The organism is Pseudophaeobacter sp. TrK17 (genome assembly GCF_042192375.1).
In the GTDB taxonomy this organism is placed as follows: Bacteria; Pseudomonadota; Alphaproteobacteria; order Rhodobacterales; family Rhodobacteraceae; genus Pseudophaeobacter.
The window spans coordinates 1,108,715-1,126,330 of sequence record NZ_CP071700.1 but is presented as its reverse complement, the minus strand read 5'-3'; the positions used below and the strand labels follow the sequence as shown (position 1 = coordinate 1,126,330).

17 protein-coding genes are annotated in these 17,616 nt (G+C 56.8%); 6 read left to right on the top strand and 11 right to left on the bottom strand.

Annotated elements, in window-relative coordinates; translation table 11 throughout:
* Positions 1 to 73: 73 nt before the first annotated feature.
* The 7 genes from JZI28_RS05205 to JZI28_RS05175 form a co-directional block, all read right to left on the bottom strand.
* On the bottom strand, positions 74 to 934 hold the full coding sequence (locus tag JZI28_RS05205) for a TauD/TfdA family dioxygenase (RefSeq protein ID WP_375699458.1): 861 nt from the start codon (positions 932 to 934) through the stop codon (positions 74 to 76).
* Positions 935 to 967: 33 nt separating this feature from the next.
* Positions 968 to 1,759 (bottom strand): SDR family NAD(P)-dependent oxidoreductase, encoded by a 792-nt coding sequence (locus JZI28_RS05200; RefSeq protein ID WP_375699457.1) that lies wholly within the window; start codon positions 1,757 to 1,759, stop codon positions 968 to 970.
* Entirely contained in the window at positions 1,756 to 3,201 is a 1,446-nt protein-coding gene (locus tag JZI28_RS05195; RefSeq protein ID WP_375699456.1) for an AMP-binding protein, read from the bottom strand. Before JZI28_RS05195 ends, JZI28_RS05200 begins: the two co-directional genes overlap by 4 nt.
* A complete protein-coding gene (locus JZI28_RS05190) occupies positions 3,201 to 3,788 on the bottom strand; it encodes a thermostable hemolysin (protein WP_375699455.1) in 588 nt (195 codons plus the stop codon). The genes JZI28_RS05195 and JZI28_RS05190 overlap by 1 nt, the downstream gene beginning before the upstream one ends.
* Before the next feature lie 95 nt (positions 3,789 to 3,883).
* Positions 3,884 to 5,248, bottom strand: coding sequence for a sensor histidine kinase (locus JZI28_RS05185; RefSeq protein ID WP_375699454.1), 1,365 nt, complete (start codon positions 5,246 to 5,248; stop codon positions 3,884 to 3,886).
* Positions 5,245 to 5,922: a response regulator transcription factor gene (locus tag JZI28_RS05180; RefSeq protein ID WP_375699453.1), complete on the bottom strand. Its 678-nt coding sequence runs from the start codon at positions 5,920 to 5,922 to the stop codon at positions 5,245 to 5,247. Before JZI28_RS05180 ends, JZI28_RS05185 begins: the two co-directional genes overlap by 4 nt.
* A 13-nt stretch (positions 5,923 to 5,935) precedes the next feature.
* Positions 5,936 to 6,529, bottom strand: a complete 594-nt coding sequence (locus tag JZI28_RS05175) for a DUF6134 family protein (RefSeq protein ID WP_375699452.1) — start codon at positions 6,527 to 6,529, stop codon at positions 5,936 to 5,938.
* Between the two features lie 410 nt (positions 6,530 to 6,939).
* On the opposite strand from JZI28_RS05175, the gene JZI28_RS05170 reads away from it, so the two are divergent.
* From JZI28_RS05170 to JZI28_RS05145, 6 genes are read left to right on the top strand one after another with little or no spacing between them, the layout of a single operon-like run.
* Complete coding sequence (locus JZI28_RS05170; protein WP_375699451.1) at positions 6,940 to 8,640, top strand: class I adenylate-forming enzyme family protein; 1,701 nt, start codon at positions 6,940 to 6,942, stop codon at positions 8,638 to 8,640.
* A 3-nt stretch (positions 8,641 to 8,643) separates the two neighbouring features.
* Positions 8,644 to 9,936: a 3-hydroxyacyl-CoA dehydrogenase gene (locus JZI28_RS05165; protein WP_295450589.1), complete on the top strand. Its 1,293-nt coding sequence runs from the start codon at positions 8,644 to 8,646 to the stop codon at positions 9,934 to 9,936.
* Positions 9,933 to 10,712, top strand: a complete 780-nt coding sequence (locus tag JZI28_RS05160) for an enoyl-CoA hydratase-related protein (protein WP_375699450.1) — start codon at positions 9,933 to 9,935, stop codon at positions 10,710 to 10,712. The genes JZI28_RS05165 and JZI28_RS05160 overlap by 4 nt, the downstream gene beginning before the upstream one ends.
* A 23-nt stretch (positions 10,713 to 10,735) precedes the next feature.
* Positions 10,736 to 12,052, top strand: coding sequence for an acyl-CoA dehydrogenase family protein (locus tag JZI28_RS05155; protein ID WP_295450583.1), 1,317 nt, complete (start codon positions 10,736 to 10,738; stop codon positions 12,050 to 12,052).
* The gene (locus JZI28_RS05150) at positions 12,049 to 12,816 is read left to right on the top strand and encodes an SDR family NAD(P)-dependent oxidoreductase (protein WP_295450581.1); all 768 of its coding nucleotides are present in this window, start codon (positions 12,049 to 12,051) and stop codon (positions 12,814 to 12,816) included. The genes JZI28_RS05155 and JZI28_RS05150 overlap by 4 nt, the downstream gene beginning before the upstream one ends.
* A gap of 1 nt (position 12,817) precedes the next feature.
* Positions 12,818 to 13,591, top strand: coding sequence for an SDR family oxidoreductase (locus tag JZI28_RS05145; RefSeq protein ID WP_295450578.1), 774 nt, complete (start codon positions 12,818 to 12,820; stop codon positions 13,589 to 13,591).
* Positions 13,592 to 13,902: 311 nt separating this feature from the next.
* On the opposite strand, the gene JZI28_RS05140 is transcribed toward JZI28_RS05145, so the two are convergent.
* The 4 genes from JZI28_RS05140 to JZI28_RS05125 are packed head-to-tail and all read right to left on the bottom strand — an operon-like array spanning position 13,903 to position 17,607.
* A complete protein-coding gene (locus JZI28_RS05140; RefSeq protein WP_349376698.1) occupies positions 13,903 to 14,586 on the bottom strand; it encodes an ABC transporter ATP-binding protein in 684 nt (227 codons plus the stop codon).
* Positions 14,587 to 14,600: 14 nt separating this feature from the next.
* Positions 14,601 to 15,362, bottom strand: a complete 762-nt coding sequence (locus tag JZI28_RS05135; protein WP_375699449.1) for an ABC transporter ATP-binding protein — start codon at positions 15,360 to 15,362, stop codon at positions 14,601 to 14,603.
* Complete coding sequence (locus JZI28_RS05130; RefSeq protein WP_375699448.1) at positions 15,359 to 16,594, bottom strand: branched-chain amino acid ABC transporter permease; 1,236 nt, start codon at positions 16,592 to 16,594, stop codon at positions 15,359 to 15,361. The genes JZI28_RS05135 and JZI28_RS05130 overlap by 4 nt, the downstream gene beginning before the upstream one ends.
* A gap of 56 nt (positions 16,595 to 16,650) precedes the next feature.
* A complete protein-coding gene (locus tag JZI28_RS05125; RefSeq protein ID WP_295450565.1) occupies positions 16,651 to 17,607 on the bottom strand; it encodes a branched-chain amino acid ABC transporter permease in 957 nt (318 codons plus the stop codon).
* Between the last annotated feature and the right edge of the window lie 9 nt (positions 17,608 to 17,616).

The following is a 17,616-nucleotide window of genomic DNA, read 5'->3' as shown; positions in this document are numbered from 1 at the left end:
AAGGGTTAGCCCCGTGTACGTGGCGCAGGCGAACCAGGGGCTTTGAGCCGCCCTCAGTTTGCTGGCAGCAGCGTCACAGGCGGCCCATTCCTATATACAACTGTCGATCCTTGTCCTTGATCGCCCGACGCCCATGCATAACGCGGGTGTTGTCGATCACTGCCACATCGCCGTCCTGCCAGTTGATTTCAGCCGTGCAGGTCTCGGCAATATCGCGCAGCTCTTCAATTTCATCGGAGCTGACAATTGACCCATCCTCAAGGGTATAGACTGGCGGTTCATAGTTATGCGACGGACCCAGAATTGCATTGGCAAACCCCTGCCCCTGGGACACTGACGACGGACGCACCGGAGAGACCTTGATGCGGTACTCAAGCGATCCATCGTCATTCAACGTGAAGTCCTGATCGGGGATTGCCGCTTTGAATTGCAAGATATGGTCATGGGTGACCTCTGCGGGATCACTGATGGCCGGGTGTTCGTTGGCAAGGTAGCGTTTCCAAAGCACCTCAGGCAGGGTGCGCGTCACCATCATACGCTGCGACCAGCGCGCTTTTTGGGCGTCAGAGAAAGCTTCAAAAACCCGGCGACCGTCGCAGATCGTTGTTTGTGACCCTTCAAAAGCAGCTTTTGCACTATAGAAGGCAACCACATCCGGGCACACTGGCGTGTTGCCATTTTCAATATGGAGCCCAATGGGCCCCAGGCCTGCGTCGACCTTTTGGGTGTTCTTTTCCGAATATTCACGCGCGGGATCAAAGGTGATGGTTTTGCAAAGCTGTGATGTGATCCCGCTGAAGGTAGGCATATCCATCTTAAAGCCCCGCAGCAGGGCCCAGCCATCGCTGTCCAAATAGTCTTTGATCTCGGATAACACGGCTGGAGTGATAGAAGTTTCGCCCGCATCAGAGGCGCGGATAACGTTGTAGCTCATGGCAGATGTCCTGTTGATTTTGGGAGGTGTCGATTAGGAGTGGTGCGAGGTTTTGAGCGCCGCAAGGGTTCTGGGATCACGCGCCTGCGCCCCCACCGATTTGTCGACCAGCGATGGGAACAGACGTTGCACCTTTACAAAAAACCGCTCTTTGCCTTTGGGGAAGCTCTCACGCTTGCCTTTCAGGATGGCATCCCAGGCCTGTGCGGCCACGGTCTCGGCGGTGTCGAGCACCATATCCAACGGCTCAACCAAGGCGCCAAAGGCGCTTTCAGCCGCAGTCTGCGTCGCACGCGGCGCGACATAGGTCACGCCAATGCCTGTCCCGGACAGTTCCCGCCGTATCGCGTCCGAGAACCCGCGCAGGCCAAATTTGGTCGCCGAGTAGCCGGCAAAGAACGGATAGGCGATATCGCCAAAAACCGAACCGATGTTGACGATACGGCCCTTTCCGCTGCGCAGTGCCGGCAGCAGATCACGGCTCAAAGCCATCGGTGCGACAAGGTTGGTCTCTGCCATGCGTTGCAGGTTTTCATCCGTCATATCAGCCAGATGCCCAACGCTTAGAACGCCCGCATTGTTGATCAGAATATCCAGCCTGCCGCTGACCGCCTGGCTAATCACGGCACGCCCCTGTGGGCTGGTCACATCGGCCACAATACACCGGGCTTGTGTGGTGCTACATTGGGAGAGCGTCTCATCCAGCGTGCTGAACGTACGGCCAACCAGGATCAGATCAAACCCCTTCTGTGCCGCCTCAATGGCCAGCGCACGGCCAATGCCAGTCCCTGCCCCCGTGATGAGAACTGTTTTGCTACTGTTCATGACGCGATGCTTTCTGGGGCTGGGTCCAGCTGCTGGGCAGCACGGGTGTTGATCAAGCTGGCGGCCACAGCCCTGTTTGGGGTTCCGGCTGGGAACAACAGCCCCTGCTCAGACGGATCAGTGGTGATAAACGCCGAGGGCCGCGCATAAGATGGCAGATCTGACAGGTAGGCAAGAATGTCAGCGGCTGGCACGGCAGCCGCGACAACCAGAAGCAATATCAACGCCCCGTCAGACTGGCGAAGGCCCAAAGCCGAGCTGACAACCCGCGGATCACTGTTGACCCGCTGTTCGACCCACTCTGGCGAAATATTGCGCCCGGCACTGGTCACCAACAGGGCATCTTTGCGGCCATCAACAACCAGCCGGTCACCGTCAAAATGCCCCAGATCCCCGGTATGCCAGACATCGGGGGCGCCGTCGCCATTCAGATAGCCCGTCATCACTGTCGGGCCTGACACCACAATCTCACCGTTATCGAGCGAAACCGCCAGCCCGTCCAATACTGGTCCCACAGTGCCGGGGTGATTGTCGCCGGGCCGGTTCATGGCCACAACCGCGCAGCATTCAGACAGCCCATAGCCTTCATGGACCGGAATGCCGACATCTTGCGCAGCATGGATCAAAGAGGGGGAGCTGGACGCGCCACCCACTGCCACAAACCGCAGGCTGTCAGGCGCTGCGCGCCCCGCCAGGGCGCTAACCCAGCGGCCTAGCACAGCCGGCGCCAGCAGGCTGGTGGTTGGACGCAGGGTTTCAAAGGCGGCAACCAGCGGCGCGATCGGCGCCCCAAAGAGAGCCTTGGTTGCTTCAAATCGAAACACCGTTTTGGCCCCCGCAACGATGGGCAGGAAGATCCCGCAAATCTGCTCCAACAGCTGCGCCAGCGGCAGAATGGACAGATGGGTATCAGTTTCATCCGCTGCGATCACCTGGCTCAGGGCACTGATAGAAGCCTGCAACTGGCGATCCCCCAGCACGACCCCTTTCGGGGTGCCGGAGGAGCCTGAGGTATAGATGATCCGCTCGGCCCCACCGTTATAGGCGCGCAGCCCGCGCCCAGTGCTCGGCGTGGCCGCTGGGGCAGCCGGGCTAAGCAAATTAAGATGTGGCAGCGCCGAAAACAGTTCGGGAATGTTTGTGATGACACAGCCAACCTTGGCATCCATCAACACATGGGCATTTTGCGCCGTGCTGAAAAAGAACGGCAAAGGCACCTGCCGTTTGCCACTAAGCGTCGCCGCCAGATCAGCCACGACATAGTCAATGCCACCAGCAAGACCGATAGCAACAGGGCCTGTGATGTCATCCAGAACACAAGCCAAGTTTTCCACACGTTCGGACAACTCCCGCCAGCTGATCTGGCCGCTGTCATCTTCAAAGGCGATGGCATCGGGGCGACTGTGTGCATGGCGTTCAAGCGCGTCAAAGACCTGTTTCATCACGATGCCTCCGCCACATGCCCGGCCCGACGTGCACGGGGCGACAAAACAACCGGCTGCGACAGAACCTCGCTAAACGCGCATACTCTTGGATCGGTGTCGTAATAGGATCCCCAGGCCTGTGGGTTTGCGACCTTCGAAATATCCGCCCTGGCGATTTCAGTGTAGCTCAGCGAGGTTCGGGCCAGCAGGCGGCGCAGAGATTTTGTGGCCGTAAACACGCCACAGGTCATCGCGTTCTGACGCCCCCATTCGACCATCTTGTCCAGCATCGGCAGTACGGGAAAGGGGGTTGTCGCGGCCAGGGAAACCACTTCCATGATTTCCGCAGCCGGAACCCGCAGACCGGCTGTCTGATGCAGAGCGGTGGAGAAATCAGTTTTCAGATAGGCATCGGAAAAGAACCCATCCCGCGCCGTCCGAATACCAGCCGCACAAAGCACCTCTCCGTTTGCATGTTTTGCAACAACCAAGAGAGGGGCGAATTCGGTGACATCGGCGCCATAGGCACTTTTATAGACACCCTTGATATGGTCCTGGGCCTGCTGGCGTCCCGGGCAGTTACCGCTCAAAAACTCGATTTTCATATCCAACCTCAACGCACCTTTATTTGACGTGTTGAGACGGGAATCGCAGGGCAGACTTACAAGAGACTTACAAAGCGCAAAAACCACATGATGTGTTACGCCGAAGCATTGAAAATGAAGGAGAATGCTGTGCCACCCCCCTCCCTGTCCTGAATGATGCTTGTGGCATTGTGGGACTGAGCAACCGACTTGACGATGGCCAATCCTATTCCCGATCCCGTGCTGTTGGAATTGGCCAGCGTTCCGCGATTGAAGCGCTCAAACAATGCTGTTTTCAGATTGTCCGGCACCCCGGCGCCGCGATCAAGCACCCGCCATCCAGCAGGGTTGGCCAGCACCTCGATCTCGACTTCGCTCGCCTCGGGGGTGTACTGCAAGGCATTGCGGACAACATTGCTCAGCGCGATGGTCAAGAGCCCTGCGTTGCCCTCAACCAAGACCGTCTCTGCGCCGGTGACCGACAAGCTCCGACCAGACCGTAGGGCCGACTGCGCCAGATCCGTGGCGACCTGGACCGCAACACTGTGCAGGTCCACCGGCTCAAAGCTGGTTTTCAAAGCCGCATCGGCGCGGGATAAATCAATCAGCTGAGCAAAGATACGATCCAGTTGATCAACATCCTGCGTCAGCATTGTTTTCAATTCGGGGTCAGTGATGCGGTCGATACTGGACCTGAGCACTGCGATAGGCGTGCGAATTTCATGGGCTACATTGGCGGAAAAATCCCGCTGCGCCTGATAGCCCTGTTCCAGGCGGTCAAACGCCTTGTTCACGTCGCCAATAAGCGGCGCGATCTCAGCTGGCACCTGGGCAACATCAAGACGACGGCCCGCTGCAGACGGCCCGATTTGATGCGCCTGATCAGACAGAGATCGCAGCGGCGACAGCGCCTGGCGGGTGGCAAACAGCGTCGAGGTCAGCACCACCACAAGACCCAGGATCACCCACCATATTTCCTCTTCGAGTTCGTGCAGCAGGCTGGCAAAACGCGTCTGGTTATTGCCCTTGGGAAAGGTGGAAACCAGGATCACCACTTCCTGGTCCACAATACGCGCCCTGAGGCCAATTCCCCTACGGTCGCCAAGCAGCGCAATGGGGTGCGGAAGTCCCAGCGTCGTGGCCGCCAGTTGCCGCCATATTTCCCCCGAGGTTTCGCCGCCAGCGATGAGACCACCACCGTCATCAAAGACGGTGTAGCGATAGTTGCCTTCAATCCCCTGGAACCTCAGGGCGCTGGCATCCAAGCCATAGCCCGCGCGCGCGGGATCAATCTGGCTGACAATTTCATAGGCCTCATCGGTCAGGGCGTCTTCGATGTTTTCTTCCAGATGCTCGTAGAATTCCTTGATGATGACGGCGCCAGCCAAAAGGATGCAAAAACACAGTGCCGCCAGGATGTTTAACAGCAGGCTACGTTTCAGCGACCGGCGTGGCCCAATGACGCGATGTAAAACCTTCATTCAGCAGGTGCCCGTAAAACGTAGCCAATGCCGCGCAGATTGAGGATTTCAATGCTGGCGCCTTTTTCGATCAGCTTTTTCCGCAGTCGATGGGTCAGCACATCAATGGCATTGGGCGTTGTCGCCTCGTTGAACCCATAGAGCGCATTTTCGATCACATCTTTTGACACCACGCGGTCCGGCCGACGCAGGAACAGCTCTAGCAGGGCGAGTTCCCGTTTGGAAAACCGCGCCACGACGCCATCTATTGCGACGGTCCGGTCTGTCGTCTCATAGGAGACATTGCCCAGCGTCAGCGTCATGCCAAGCACCCCACCGGGACGTCGCAAAACGGCGTTCACACGGGCGATGAGTTCGGACACCGCAAAGGGTTTGACGATGTAGTCGTCGGAGCCCGCATTCAGGCCTTTGATCCGCTCTTCAAGCGCGTCACGTGCGGTACAGATGAGAATTGGGAGTTGCGGATTGTGGGCTTTGATCCTTGGCAAGATCTCTAGGCCATCCTGATCCGGCAACCCCAGATCCAGAATAAGGGCGTCATATTCATAGCTTTTGACAGAATGCAGCGCATCCTCAGCCGTATGGACGACATCCACCACAAACCCTGCCTCGTGCAAACTGGCGCTTGTGTTCAGCGCCAGTTTCTCGTTGTCTTCAATATAGAGAAGCCGCATTCGGCATGCCGTCCTATTTCCGGATATACATCACTGTGGATCCATCATCGGCCTTGAAAGCCACCTGTGCAAGGTTGCCCGCCGCATCGTACCAAAGATCCCGTGCCAGCCCGCCCGACAGCCGGTAATGATGGGCCGAAATGCTGCCGCGTCTGGTCGTGACCGTTTCCATGCCAAGATCAGCAGCGCGAATGTTCATCAGTGTCCCGTCGATGGTGTTCATCAGTTTGCCGCTGCGCAGGATATCATCATTCCACAGGCTCGCAGGCAACGCGCCCTTGTTCGCGGTCTGCAATTGATGGGGATCTCCATCATCGTCGGTGGTTGAGCTCAGCTGCATCAATTTGCCGTTCTTCCAGCTCTCAACACTTGCATGTCTGAAACTGTAGGCTGTGGTTCTGATCAAAGGCACCTTCACAACGATGTCTGTCGTCACCTTGACGGTCAGCGCTGAGGTGGTGCCGGAAAACCTGTAGCTGTGATCGCCGATGTCTTTGCCTTTACGAACAACATCAAAATTCAGTTTGCCGTTTGATGGGATCGATAGAGCAGTGACAGGTGCCGCCAAGGCCATAGCAAGGCCAAGGGCCAATCCAAAAATACGCATATCTAGCTCCATTTTTCTTTACGATGGGGGAGCTCATGAGACCCCAGACTTACAAAAATCTTACAAGACAACAAAATGTGCCACTGCAAGGGCTTGGTTATGGCGCCAGGCACCCCGCCCCCATCGCCCCTGCCCCCCGCGACATATCAAAGCCTGGGCGCCACGCGGCAGTGCTGCCGACCAAGGCCCGCGTCATCATCTGCAGCGGCCAGACCACGCAAGATTCGCAGCGCCATCGCAGCGACTTTGCCTCTGCATCCTGCAAATTTGCGGAATGACGTTCCGTTCTGCGGTATTGGAAGATCCAGATCTACTCCCTAGTCTGGCGGTTAGAACGACGGCTATGATCTGAAAAGAGGCCGTCGGCATTTTTCTTGGGAGGGGAACATGTATCTATTTCCAGAGTTGCAATGACAGCAATGACACCTGAAGAGGCGGTGTGTCATGTCATTACCACGAACCCGACGTTTGCGGTGCATGAGGTCGAGGTGCGGGGCGTGACGGTCAAGGCATTCAAATCCATACCTGGCACGGTTCCCGCGCTGCTGGCCTCTGGTTGGGAACAGCACGGTGAGGGAGCCCTTGAATTCCTGGCCTACGAGAGCGAGACCTATACCTACGCCGAATTCACCCAATCCGTGAACCAGCTGGCCCATGCGATGCGCGATGAGCTGGGCTTGGGTCAAGGCGACCGGGTGGCCATTGCAATGCGGAACTACCCCGAACTCTTGATGCTGGTTCTGGCGATTTCCTCCATCGGCGGCGTCGTTGTGTTTCTAAACGCGTGGTGGACAAGCGAGGAACTGGACTATGCCCTCCAGGACAGCAAAGCCCGCGTGATTTTTGCAGATGGGCTGCGTATGGAACGGGTACAACCGCTTCGCGATGCGCTGGACCTGACCCTGATTGGTGTCCGCGATGCGGAGGGACAAACGGCACATGACCTGAGCAGCCTGAAACGCAATGCCCGTTCCGATACGGCTCCGCTGGTCGAAATCGACACGGATGATGACTTTGCCATCATGTATTCGTCTGGCACCACCGGCCATCCCAAAGGCGTTGTGCAAACTCATCGCGGGGCGGTCAATGCGGTGTTCAGCTGGTTGATGCAATCGGTGATCGCGCCGCTGGTTGATCCTCCGGACCCGGACGCGCCAGAGCCGCTGCGCCCTTCGGCGCTGGTCGTGACCCCACTTTTCCATGTTACGGCAACCCACCCTCTTTTCTTGCTCAGCCTGCCGGCCGGTGCCAAGATTACGCTGATGCACAAGTGGGATCCGGAACAGGCGGTGCGCCTGATACGCGACAATTCCATCACGCGCTTTCTTGGGGTGCCCACCCAATCTGCCGAATTGATGGAGGCCGCTCTCAAGATGGGCGAAACCCTGCCCTCCCTGGATTATCTTGGGGCTGGCGGTGCAAAGCGGCCCGGCGCCCAGGTGGCAAAACTGGCCGAAGCCTTTCCCAATGCTGGTGTTGCAACCGGCTGGGGCATGACCGAGACCAACGCTCTGGGCATTGGCATGATCGGCGACGACTACAAGGCCCGCCCCGATAGCGCAGGCAAACTGCACCCCCCGGTTCAAGAGCTTAGAATGCTGGATGACGCAGGCAATGATGTGCCCCTGGGGGAACTGGGTGAAATCACGGTGAAAAGCCCCGCAAACATGCGGTGTTATCTTAACAAGCCAGAGGCAACCGACGAGGTTCTGCAAGATGGCTGGCTGCGCACTGGCGACCTGGGCGTCCTTGACCAGGATGGCTTTGTGACCATCCTGGACCGCAAGAAAAATATCATTATCCGTGGCGGCGAAAACATCGCCTGCCTGGATGTGGAAGGTGCCCTGCACCATCACCCCGACGTTCTGGAAGCCACAGTATTTTCGGTGCCGGACGACCGTCTGGGAGAAACAGTGGGCGCAGCCGTACAGCTCAAAGCTGAGGCCCAGCTCACCCTTGCAGATATGGCCGCCTTTCTGGACGGGCATCTCGCGAAATTCAAAATTCCCACCGCCCTTTGGACCCAGCACGACATATTGCTGCGCGGTGCAACGGATAAAATCGACCGTCGCGCGATCCGCGAAGCCTGTCTGAACAATAAAGAGACCTAAGAGATGAACACCCCCACAGAAACAGAAATCGGCACCTATATTGCAGCGGCCGGCGCCGCCGCCTGGCAGGTGCCCGGATTAGACGAAACCACCGCCAAGCGACCAATCAAGACCGTCGGCATCATCGGTGCCGGCACCATGGGCGGCGGCATTGCGATGAATTTTGCCACCGCAGGCTTTTCGGTGCGGATTGTCGAGACAACACAGGAGGCGCTGGACCGCGGCCTGAAAGTTGTGCGCGGCAATTACCAGCGCTCGTCCGACAAAGGACGTTTCCCACAGGACGAGGTCGAGGCGCGTATGGCGCGCTTTGACGGTCGCCTTGCGCTTGCCGACCTTGCGGACTGTGACCTGGTGATCGAGGCCGTGTTCGAAAACATGGACCTCAAGCGGCAGATTTTCACCGAACTGGATCGCGTTATGAAACCGGGTGCCATTCTGGCAACCAATACCTCGGCGCTGGATATCAACGAAATTGCCTCGATGACCCAGCGGCCCCAGGACGTGATCGGGCTGCATTTCTTTTCGCCAGCCAACGTGATGAAACTGCTGGAAATTGTGCGTGCCAAACATACTGCGGATGATGTGGTTGCCACCTGTATGGCGCTGGCCAAAGACATCAACAAAATCGCCACGCTTGTTGGGGTCTGCCCCGGTTTCGTCGGCAACCGCATCCTGTTTGCCCGTCAAATTCAGGCCAACAAGCTGGTCTATCAGGGAGTGATGCCCTGGGATGTTGATGCCGCCCTGAATGCCTTTGGCTTTAAGATGGGTCCGTTCCAGATGAGCGACCTTGCAGGACTGGATATTGGCTGGTCCAAAGGTGCCAAAACCGACAACCCAATCCGCGATGCATTATGCGAGCTGGACCGGCGTGGCCAAAAGACCAAGGCCGGATTTTACGACTACGACGAAGCACGCCGCCCCGTTCCCTCGGACATCACCGCCGGGATCATCCAGGATATCACTGGCGCAAAGCCCGCAAAAATGAGCACCGACGAGATCATCGAAAACTGCATCTACCCGATGATCAACGAAGCGGTGAAAATCCTCGAAGAGAACAAGGCGCAGCGCCCCTCCGACGTCGATGTGGTTTGGCTCAACGGCTATGGCTGGCCGGCGGACAAAGGGGGGCCAATGTTTTACGGCGACATGGTTGGCGCCAAAGCGGTTTTGGCCCGGATGGAGAAGCTCGGCGCCGAGGATAGCGACTTTGCACCTGCCGACACATTGCGCAAACTGGCCGCTGACGGTGGCGCTTTCACCAAGATCGACACCGGAGGCCTGATCGTATGAGCTATGAATTCATCAAGACCGAAACCAAGGGACATGTGCTTGTCGTCACAATGAACCGGCCTGAGGTCTATAATGCTGTGCATGTGGATATGCACAACGAAATGGCCGACTGCTGGGATAAATTTGCGGCCGATCCAGACCTGTGGGTTGCGGTACTGACGGGCGCCGGGGACAAGGCGTTCACCGCAGGCAACGACCTGAAGGCAACCGCCACCGGTGGCAGCAAGGCCAAGATGACCGAAACCGGATTTGCCGGTCTGTCGTCCCGCTTTGATCTGGAAAAGCCCATTATTGCTGCGGTCAATGGGTTTGCGATGGGCGGCGGATTTGAAACGGCGCTGTCCTGTGACATCATCCTGGCCTCGGAAAACGCCAAGTTTGCCCTGCCCGAAGTCAAGGTTGGCTTCTTCGCCGCCGCCTCGGGCGTTCAGCGCCTGTCACGCTATATTGGTCGGCTGGCGGCGCAGGAACTCATGTTCACCGGCCGCACCATAACCGCCGCTGAGGCACTAAAACTGGGCTGTCTCAACGAAGTACATCCCCATGACCAGCTAATGGAAAAGGCCATGGAGAAGGCCGAGCAGCTCTGCACGGTGTCTCCCTCGGCGGTCAAGGCAACCAAACGGGTTCTGAATGACATGGCTCTGCGGGACGGCATGGCCGGCAGCATCGCCTATTCCCGCGAGGTGATCGCGGATCTGGCCAAAACCGAAGACTTCAAAGAAGGCGTCAATGCCTTCGTCGAGAAACGCGCGCCCCAGTGGGTGAACAAATAATTTTGCCAAAAGGAGACATGCAAATGTCCGACACCTCCGCTCCATCCAGCCTGAACAATCTGGAAATGTCCGAGAAAGCCAAGCCGCTTTATGACGCCGTGATCAAACACATCCGTGAGAATGTGGATCCGATGACCGCAGAATATCACCGCCTTGGCGAAGGGCGTGAAAACCGCTGGTCCTATGCGCCGGGGCAATTGGAACTGATGGAAGCCGCCAAACAAAAGGCCCGTGACGCCGGCCTTTGGAACTTCTTTCTGCCCAACGCCGAAACAGGCGAAGGCCTGTCCAACCTCGATTACGCCTACATTGCTGCAGAGCTGGGCAAAAACCCCTTGGCGTCTGAAACCCTGAACTGCTCAGCCCCGGATACAGGCAATATGGAGGTGCTGGAACGCATCGGCACAGAGCAACAAAAGGAGCAATGGCTCAAGCCACTGCTGGCCGGTGAAATTCGCTCGGCCTTTGCGATGACAGAACCGGATCAGGCCTCCTCGGACGCCCGCAACATCTCCACTTCGGCGGTTCTGGAGAACGGTGAATGGGTCATCAACGGCGAGAAATACTATATCTCCGGTGCTGGTGATCCGCGCTGCAAGATCATGATCGTTATGGTAAAAACCTCGCCCGAGGCTGAACCCTTCCGGCAGCAATCGCAAATTCTGGTGCCGATGGATCACCCCGGTGTCGAAATCCTTGGTCCCATGCATGTCTTTGGCCACGACGATGCGCCTCACGGCCATATGCACATCCGGTTCACAGATGTACGCGTGCCCGAAGAAAACATTCTGTGGGGCGAAGGCCGTGGCTTTGAAATCTCGCAGGTCCGCCTTGGGCCAGGTCGCATTCATCACTGCATGCGCTCCATTGGTCAGGCGGAACGCGCGCTGGATCTGATGATTGACCGCGGCCTGAATCGCGTTGCCTTCAAAAAGAAAATCATCGACCTGGGCAAGAACATGGAGACCATTTCCCGCGCCAAGATCGAAATTGAATCGATGCGTCTGCTGGTTTTGAAAGCAGCCAAAGCGATGGATGTGCTTGGCAACAAAGAAGCCCGGATCTGGGTTTCAATGATCAAAGCCAAGGTGCCAGAGCAGGTCTGTGACATCATCGACCAAGCGATGCAGGTTCATGGTGCCACGGGCATCAGCCAGTGGTCCCCCCTTTCCGGTATGTACGCCCAGCAGCGCACATTGCGCTATGCCGATGGTCCCGACGAAGTGCATCACCACGTCATCGCCCGTCACGAGGTCAAGACCTACGCTGACAGCAATTCCCGTCAGGACGCAATCAAGGGCGACACCAAGGCCCGCGGCTCATATGGGTTTGTAGGATGAGCCTGTTTGACCTGACTGGAAAGGTCGCGCTGCTCACAGGGGCGTCCAAGGGCATGGGATTGGCGATGGCGACAGCCCTCGCCGATCACGGCGCAACGGTGGTGATCTCTGCACGCAAGCAAGAGGCACTGGACACGGCTGCTGCGGGCATCAACGCCCGCGGCAAAGGCACCGCACATGCGGTGTCCTGCAATGTCGGTGACAAGGAACAGCTGCAGGCGCTCGTGGACAAGACCCATGACCTTGCAGGGCCAATCGACATTGTGATCGGCAATGCCGGGGTCAATCCCTACTACGGCAAGACCTCAAAAATCGACGACGAGGCTTACCGCAAAACAATGGATGCCAATGTCCTGTCCAACCTCTGGCTTGCCCAGATGGTGGCCCCTGACATGGTTGCAAAAGGCGCAGGCTCGATGGCGTTCACCTCTTCCATCGGTGCCTTCAAGCCTTCGGTCATGCTGGGCACCTATGGGGTCTCAAAACTTGCGCTGATCGGCTTGGTTCGTAACCTCGCAGCCGAATTCGGGCCAAAGGGCATCCGCTTTAATGCGATTTGTCCGGGTCTTGTGAAAACCGAATTTGCGCGGGAGCTGTGGGATAATCCCGAAACCGCAGAGAAATACCAAAACGAAGTGCCTCTGCGCCGTTTTGGCGAACCAGAAGACTTTGCAGGTCTCGCCGTCTTTCTTGCGTCCGACGCCAGCAAATACATGACCGGGCAGGCGCTTACCGTCTGTGGCGGCTCCAGCATGTGGTCTTGATATGGAACTGAAAAACAAGATCTGCGTCGTCACCGGCGCCGCAAGCGGCATTGGCCGCGCCCTGTGTCAGGCCTTTGCCGCCGAGGGCGCGCGCCATGTGGTTTGCGTTGACATGAATGGCGAAGGGGCGGCGCAAACAGCCAAAGACATCGGCGGCCATGCCTTTACCGTCGATGTGTCCAATGAGGCGCAGATCAGCGCCATGATTGACAGGGTCGAACAAGACATCGGCCCGATAGATCTGTTCTTTTCCAACGCAGGCATTGCCGTGGGCGGGGGCATGGAAACCCCCAGCTGCGAATGGCAACGGTCCTGGGACATCAATGTGATGGCCCATGTCTGGGCGGCGCGCAAACTTGCGCCCCTGATGGCGTCCCGTGGCGGTGGATACCTGTTGAACACATCCTCTGCGGCCGGGCTGCTGAACCAGATTGGGTCGGCCTCTTACGGGGTGACCAAACATGCGGCCGTGGGGCTGGCGGAATGGATCGCGATAAGCCACGGTGATGACGGCATCAAAGTGTCTGTGTTGTGTCCGCAAGCGGTGCGCACCGAAATGACACGGGGCCACGAAGACCACGTTGCGGCGATCAATGGCATGATGGAGCCGGAACCCGTCGCGCAAATTTGCATCCAAGCCATTCGCGATGAAACCTTCCTGATCCTGCCCCATGCGGAGGTGGGGGACTATATGAAGAAAAAGACCGCTGATTATGACCGGTGGATCGGCGGGATGCGCAAACTGAACCGCCGTTTTGCAGATCACGAGCTTTGAACGGATCCTGCAAACGACATAAGCTGTGCCTCTAGAAGGATTTGCACCTTCTAGGGGCAGGCTTTTAGGGTCAGGTTTCCAGGGTCAGGCTTCTAAGGTCAGGAACCGTCTGACAGGGCCGTCTGAGCGGGCGTTAGTCAGGCTATGCAATATTCAGAGAAAACAGCGGGGCTTTGGCAGGGATTCTGCCTATTTGGCGCCCCTTCCCTCCCCGCGAAAAATCACCACAGGTGGTGCCGTCGTATCGCCCAAGCAATCGGACTTTTTGCAGGCTGTTACGCCGCATCACCGATCGCTTGGGGGATTTGGGGCTAGACCTCCAGCCACTCCTTGCGCACGTCTTCACGCGCTTTCAGCTCTGCCGGCGTGCCCTCAAACACCACCTGGCCATGGCCCATGACATAAACCCGGTGTGCGATGTCCATGGCAATCGACAGTTTTTGCTCGACCAACAGGGTTGAAATGCCCCGGTCCGCGATTTCTTTCAGAACGTCAGCGACCTTTTGCACCATCTGCGGCGAAAGACCTTCTGTCGGCTCATCAATCATCACAAAATCAGGATCCCCCATCAGCGTTCGGCACATTGTCAGCATCTGCTGTTCACCGCCCGACAACACCGACGCCTCGACATCAGCGCGTTCATTCAGGTTAGAGAACATGTCGAACATCATCTGCATCGACCAGCGACCACTGCCGTCCTTCTGACCAGGTTTCAATCCCAGCGTCAGGTTTTGGCGGGTGGTCAGCCCGGGAAATATATCCCGGTTTTCCGGCACATAGCCAATCCCCATGTTGGCAATTTCAAACGCTTTGCGGCCAGAAATCTCTTGGCCTTTGAACTTGACCGAGCCCTTGGGGGCCACTTCGCCCATGATTGCTTTGCAGGTGGTCGAGCGACCAACCCCATTGCGGCCCAGCAGTGCCACGATCTCACCTTCCTGCACGTTCAGCGTAACGCCCTGAAGGATATGTGATTTGCCATAATAGGCGTGCATGTCAGTGACTTCTATCAATGTTCTGCCTCCAGAGCTGCACCAAGATAAGCTTCCTGCACTTTTGGATCTGCCCGCACGTCCGCTGGCTTTCCTGTTGCAATAATTTCTCCGTAGACAAGAACCGAAATGCGATCAGCGAGGCCAAACACAACGCCCATATCATGTTCAACCATGATCAGCGTTTTGCCCTCGGTCACCTTCATAATCAAATCAGTGATGTAGTCGGTTTCCGAATGGCTCATCCCGGCTGTTGGTTCATCCAACATGATGACATCGGCACCGCCAGCGATGGTAATACCGATTTCAAGCGCCCGCTGTTCAGCATAGCTCAGCGTGCCCGCAGGCAGATTGCGGCGCTCCAAAAGGTTGATCTGTTCAAGAATGGCATCCGCCCCTTCGGTCAGCTGACGCGAGCGGTTGACCAGATTCCAGAACGAATACTTGTACCCCTGCGCCCAAAGCAGGGCGCAACGGACGTTTTCAAACACCGTCATTGCCGGAAAGATATTGGTGATCTGAAACGACCGCGACAGGCCCATGCGATTGATCTGGTAAGGCTGCAACCCAAGCAGGTCTTGACCATGCAGCCTGACCGTGCCCGCAGTTGGCGCAAAGCGCGCAGTGATCAAATTGAACAGCGTAGATTTACCCGCCCCATTGGGCCCGATGATCGCATGGCGTTCCGCTTTGCCAATCGAAAGATCGATGCCGCGAATGATCTTAGCCTGTCCAAAACTCTTCTTCAGGCCCGAAAGCTCCAGTGCTGGTACGCTCATGACACATCTCCTGCCGAATTGGCTTCGCTCCAGGCCTCTTTCAGCGCAGGTGAAGTCCGCTTTGCGATACCAATCCCAACCACAGTGACCGCGATAGCAATCAGCCATGGCAGCAGGGTGTGGCTGTCAAAGGTTGTCCAGAACAACGTCATTTCATTGTCTCCCTGCGCGGCATGACGAACGTGAAAGGTCATTTCAACCAGGGCGCAAAGTCCCAGTATGCCGATGGCTGCCGGGAGCAGTGTTTTTATGTAGGGCCTGACCAACAGTCTGGCCTTTCCAAGCTTGAATGCCGGGACATGCATCATCAACAACCCGGCCAATCCTCCAGGAAAGAACATCACAGTCGCCAGGAAGAGCGAGCCTGCGTAAAACGCCCATAGCTCTGTCTGAAGGCTGAGAACCGTCTGGACCAGCGTGAATACAATCGCGCCGATTATCGGACCAAAGAAGAAGCCAACCCCACCCAAAAAGGTCACCAGAAGGATGATACCAGAGGAGGTTGTATTCAGGTTTTCCTCGGTCAGGATTTCATAGTTGATGGCAAAAAGCCCGCCAGCAATACCGGCAAAAAACCCGGATGCCACAAAGCTGTAAAAGCGGACCCAACGGGCAGAATAGCCAAGGAACTCAGCACGTTCCGGGTTGTCACGCACCGCATTGGCCATGCGCCCCACCGGGGTACGAGACCAGAGATACATCAACGCAGCCGACAGCAGCACCCAAAAGGATGTCAGGTAATAGACATTGATCTGCTGCAAAAACTCGTTGCCAAAGAACGGCATCGCATAGGTACGATCGCCCGAGATGCCCTCTTCGCCGCCAAAAAACGCAACAATGATCACGGAGCTGGCGGCGATCAGCTCACCCACCCCCAAAGAGATCATTGCAAATACTGTACCGGCACTGCGGGTCGAAAATGACCCGACGATCATCGCAAGCCCGGCGCCAAAAAGCCCACCAAAGACAGGCAGCACAGGCAGCGGAAAACTCGCAAAAAAGTCAGAGGCATTCATGATATGCATGCAGGCAAATCCACCGACACCGGCATATACCGCATGTCCAAAGGACAGCATTCCGCCCTGCCCGAGCAACATATTGTAGGCAAGCGCAAAAATCACCGTGATCCACATTTGGTTCATGATCGTCAGCGCGGAATTGGAGGTGAAAATATAGGGCATGATCATCAGCGCCACAGCCGCCAGGATCCAGGGCGCAAGAGTAAGTGTCATGGATCCTGCACGCATGCGCTGCATTGGTTTGCTAGGGTCTGTTGTCAATTCATCGGTCATGATTCACGCTTTCCGAAGAGGCCTGCAGGTCGGAAGATCAGGATCAAGACCATCAAGACATAGGGCAGAATATCTGCGATCTGAGGGCTGGTAACGGTCCACAGATCACGCAGGACGTGGTCGCTCAAATTTTCAGGGGTGGATATGCCAATGGCATTCAGCACGTCGGACATGGCAAGATTGTAGGACTTGGCAAAGGTGGTAATCCAACCGATCAGCAATGAGGCAACAAGTGCGCCCCAAAGCGACCCCAAGCCGCCAATCACGATGGTCACAAAAACGATGGATCCCAGAACAAAGGCCATACCGGGAAAGGTCCCCAGAACCGGCCCTGCAATCACACCTGCGACACCTGCCAGGGCAGTTCCCACGCCAAACACCCCCATAAAGATCAATGGCACGTTGTGCCCCAAAGACTCGACTGTGCGAGGATAGCTCAGGGCGGCCTGAATGATCATGCCAACGCGTGTCTTGGTCAAAACAAACAGCAATCCAATAAAGATCGCGACAGAGATAAAGATCATAAAGATCTTATACGCCGGGATCGAGTTTCCAGCGATGGAAAAGGCCGTGAAATTAAGGACTTCGGGAATATTGTAAGGCATCTGGTTTTTGCCCCAGACGAACTGCACCAATTCCTCGATCAAAAGCGCCAGACCGAATGTAAAAATCAATTCCGGCACATGGCCATATTGGTGGACACGCCGCAGACCGTATCTTTCAACCCCCGCGCCAAGAACGCCAACAATGAGCGGCGCAATAAGCAAACCCACCCAAAACCCTAGCGCAATACTGATTTGATAGGCAAAGTACGCGCCCAGCATATAAAAACTAGCGTGGGCAAAATTCAGAACACCCATCATAGAGAAAATGAGCGTTAGGCCAGCCGAAAGCATGAATAAAAGCAATCCGGTGACAAGCCCGTCGATTAAGTTGACGAGGATGAGTTCCATCGGTCCCCC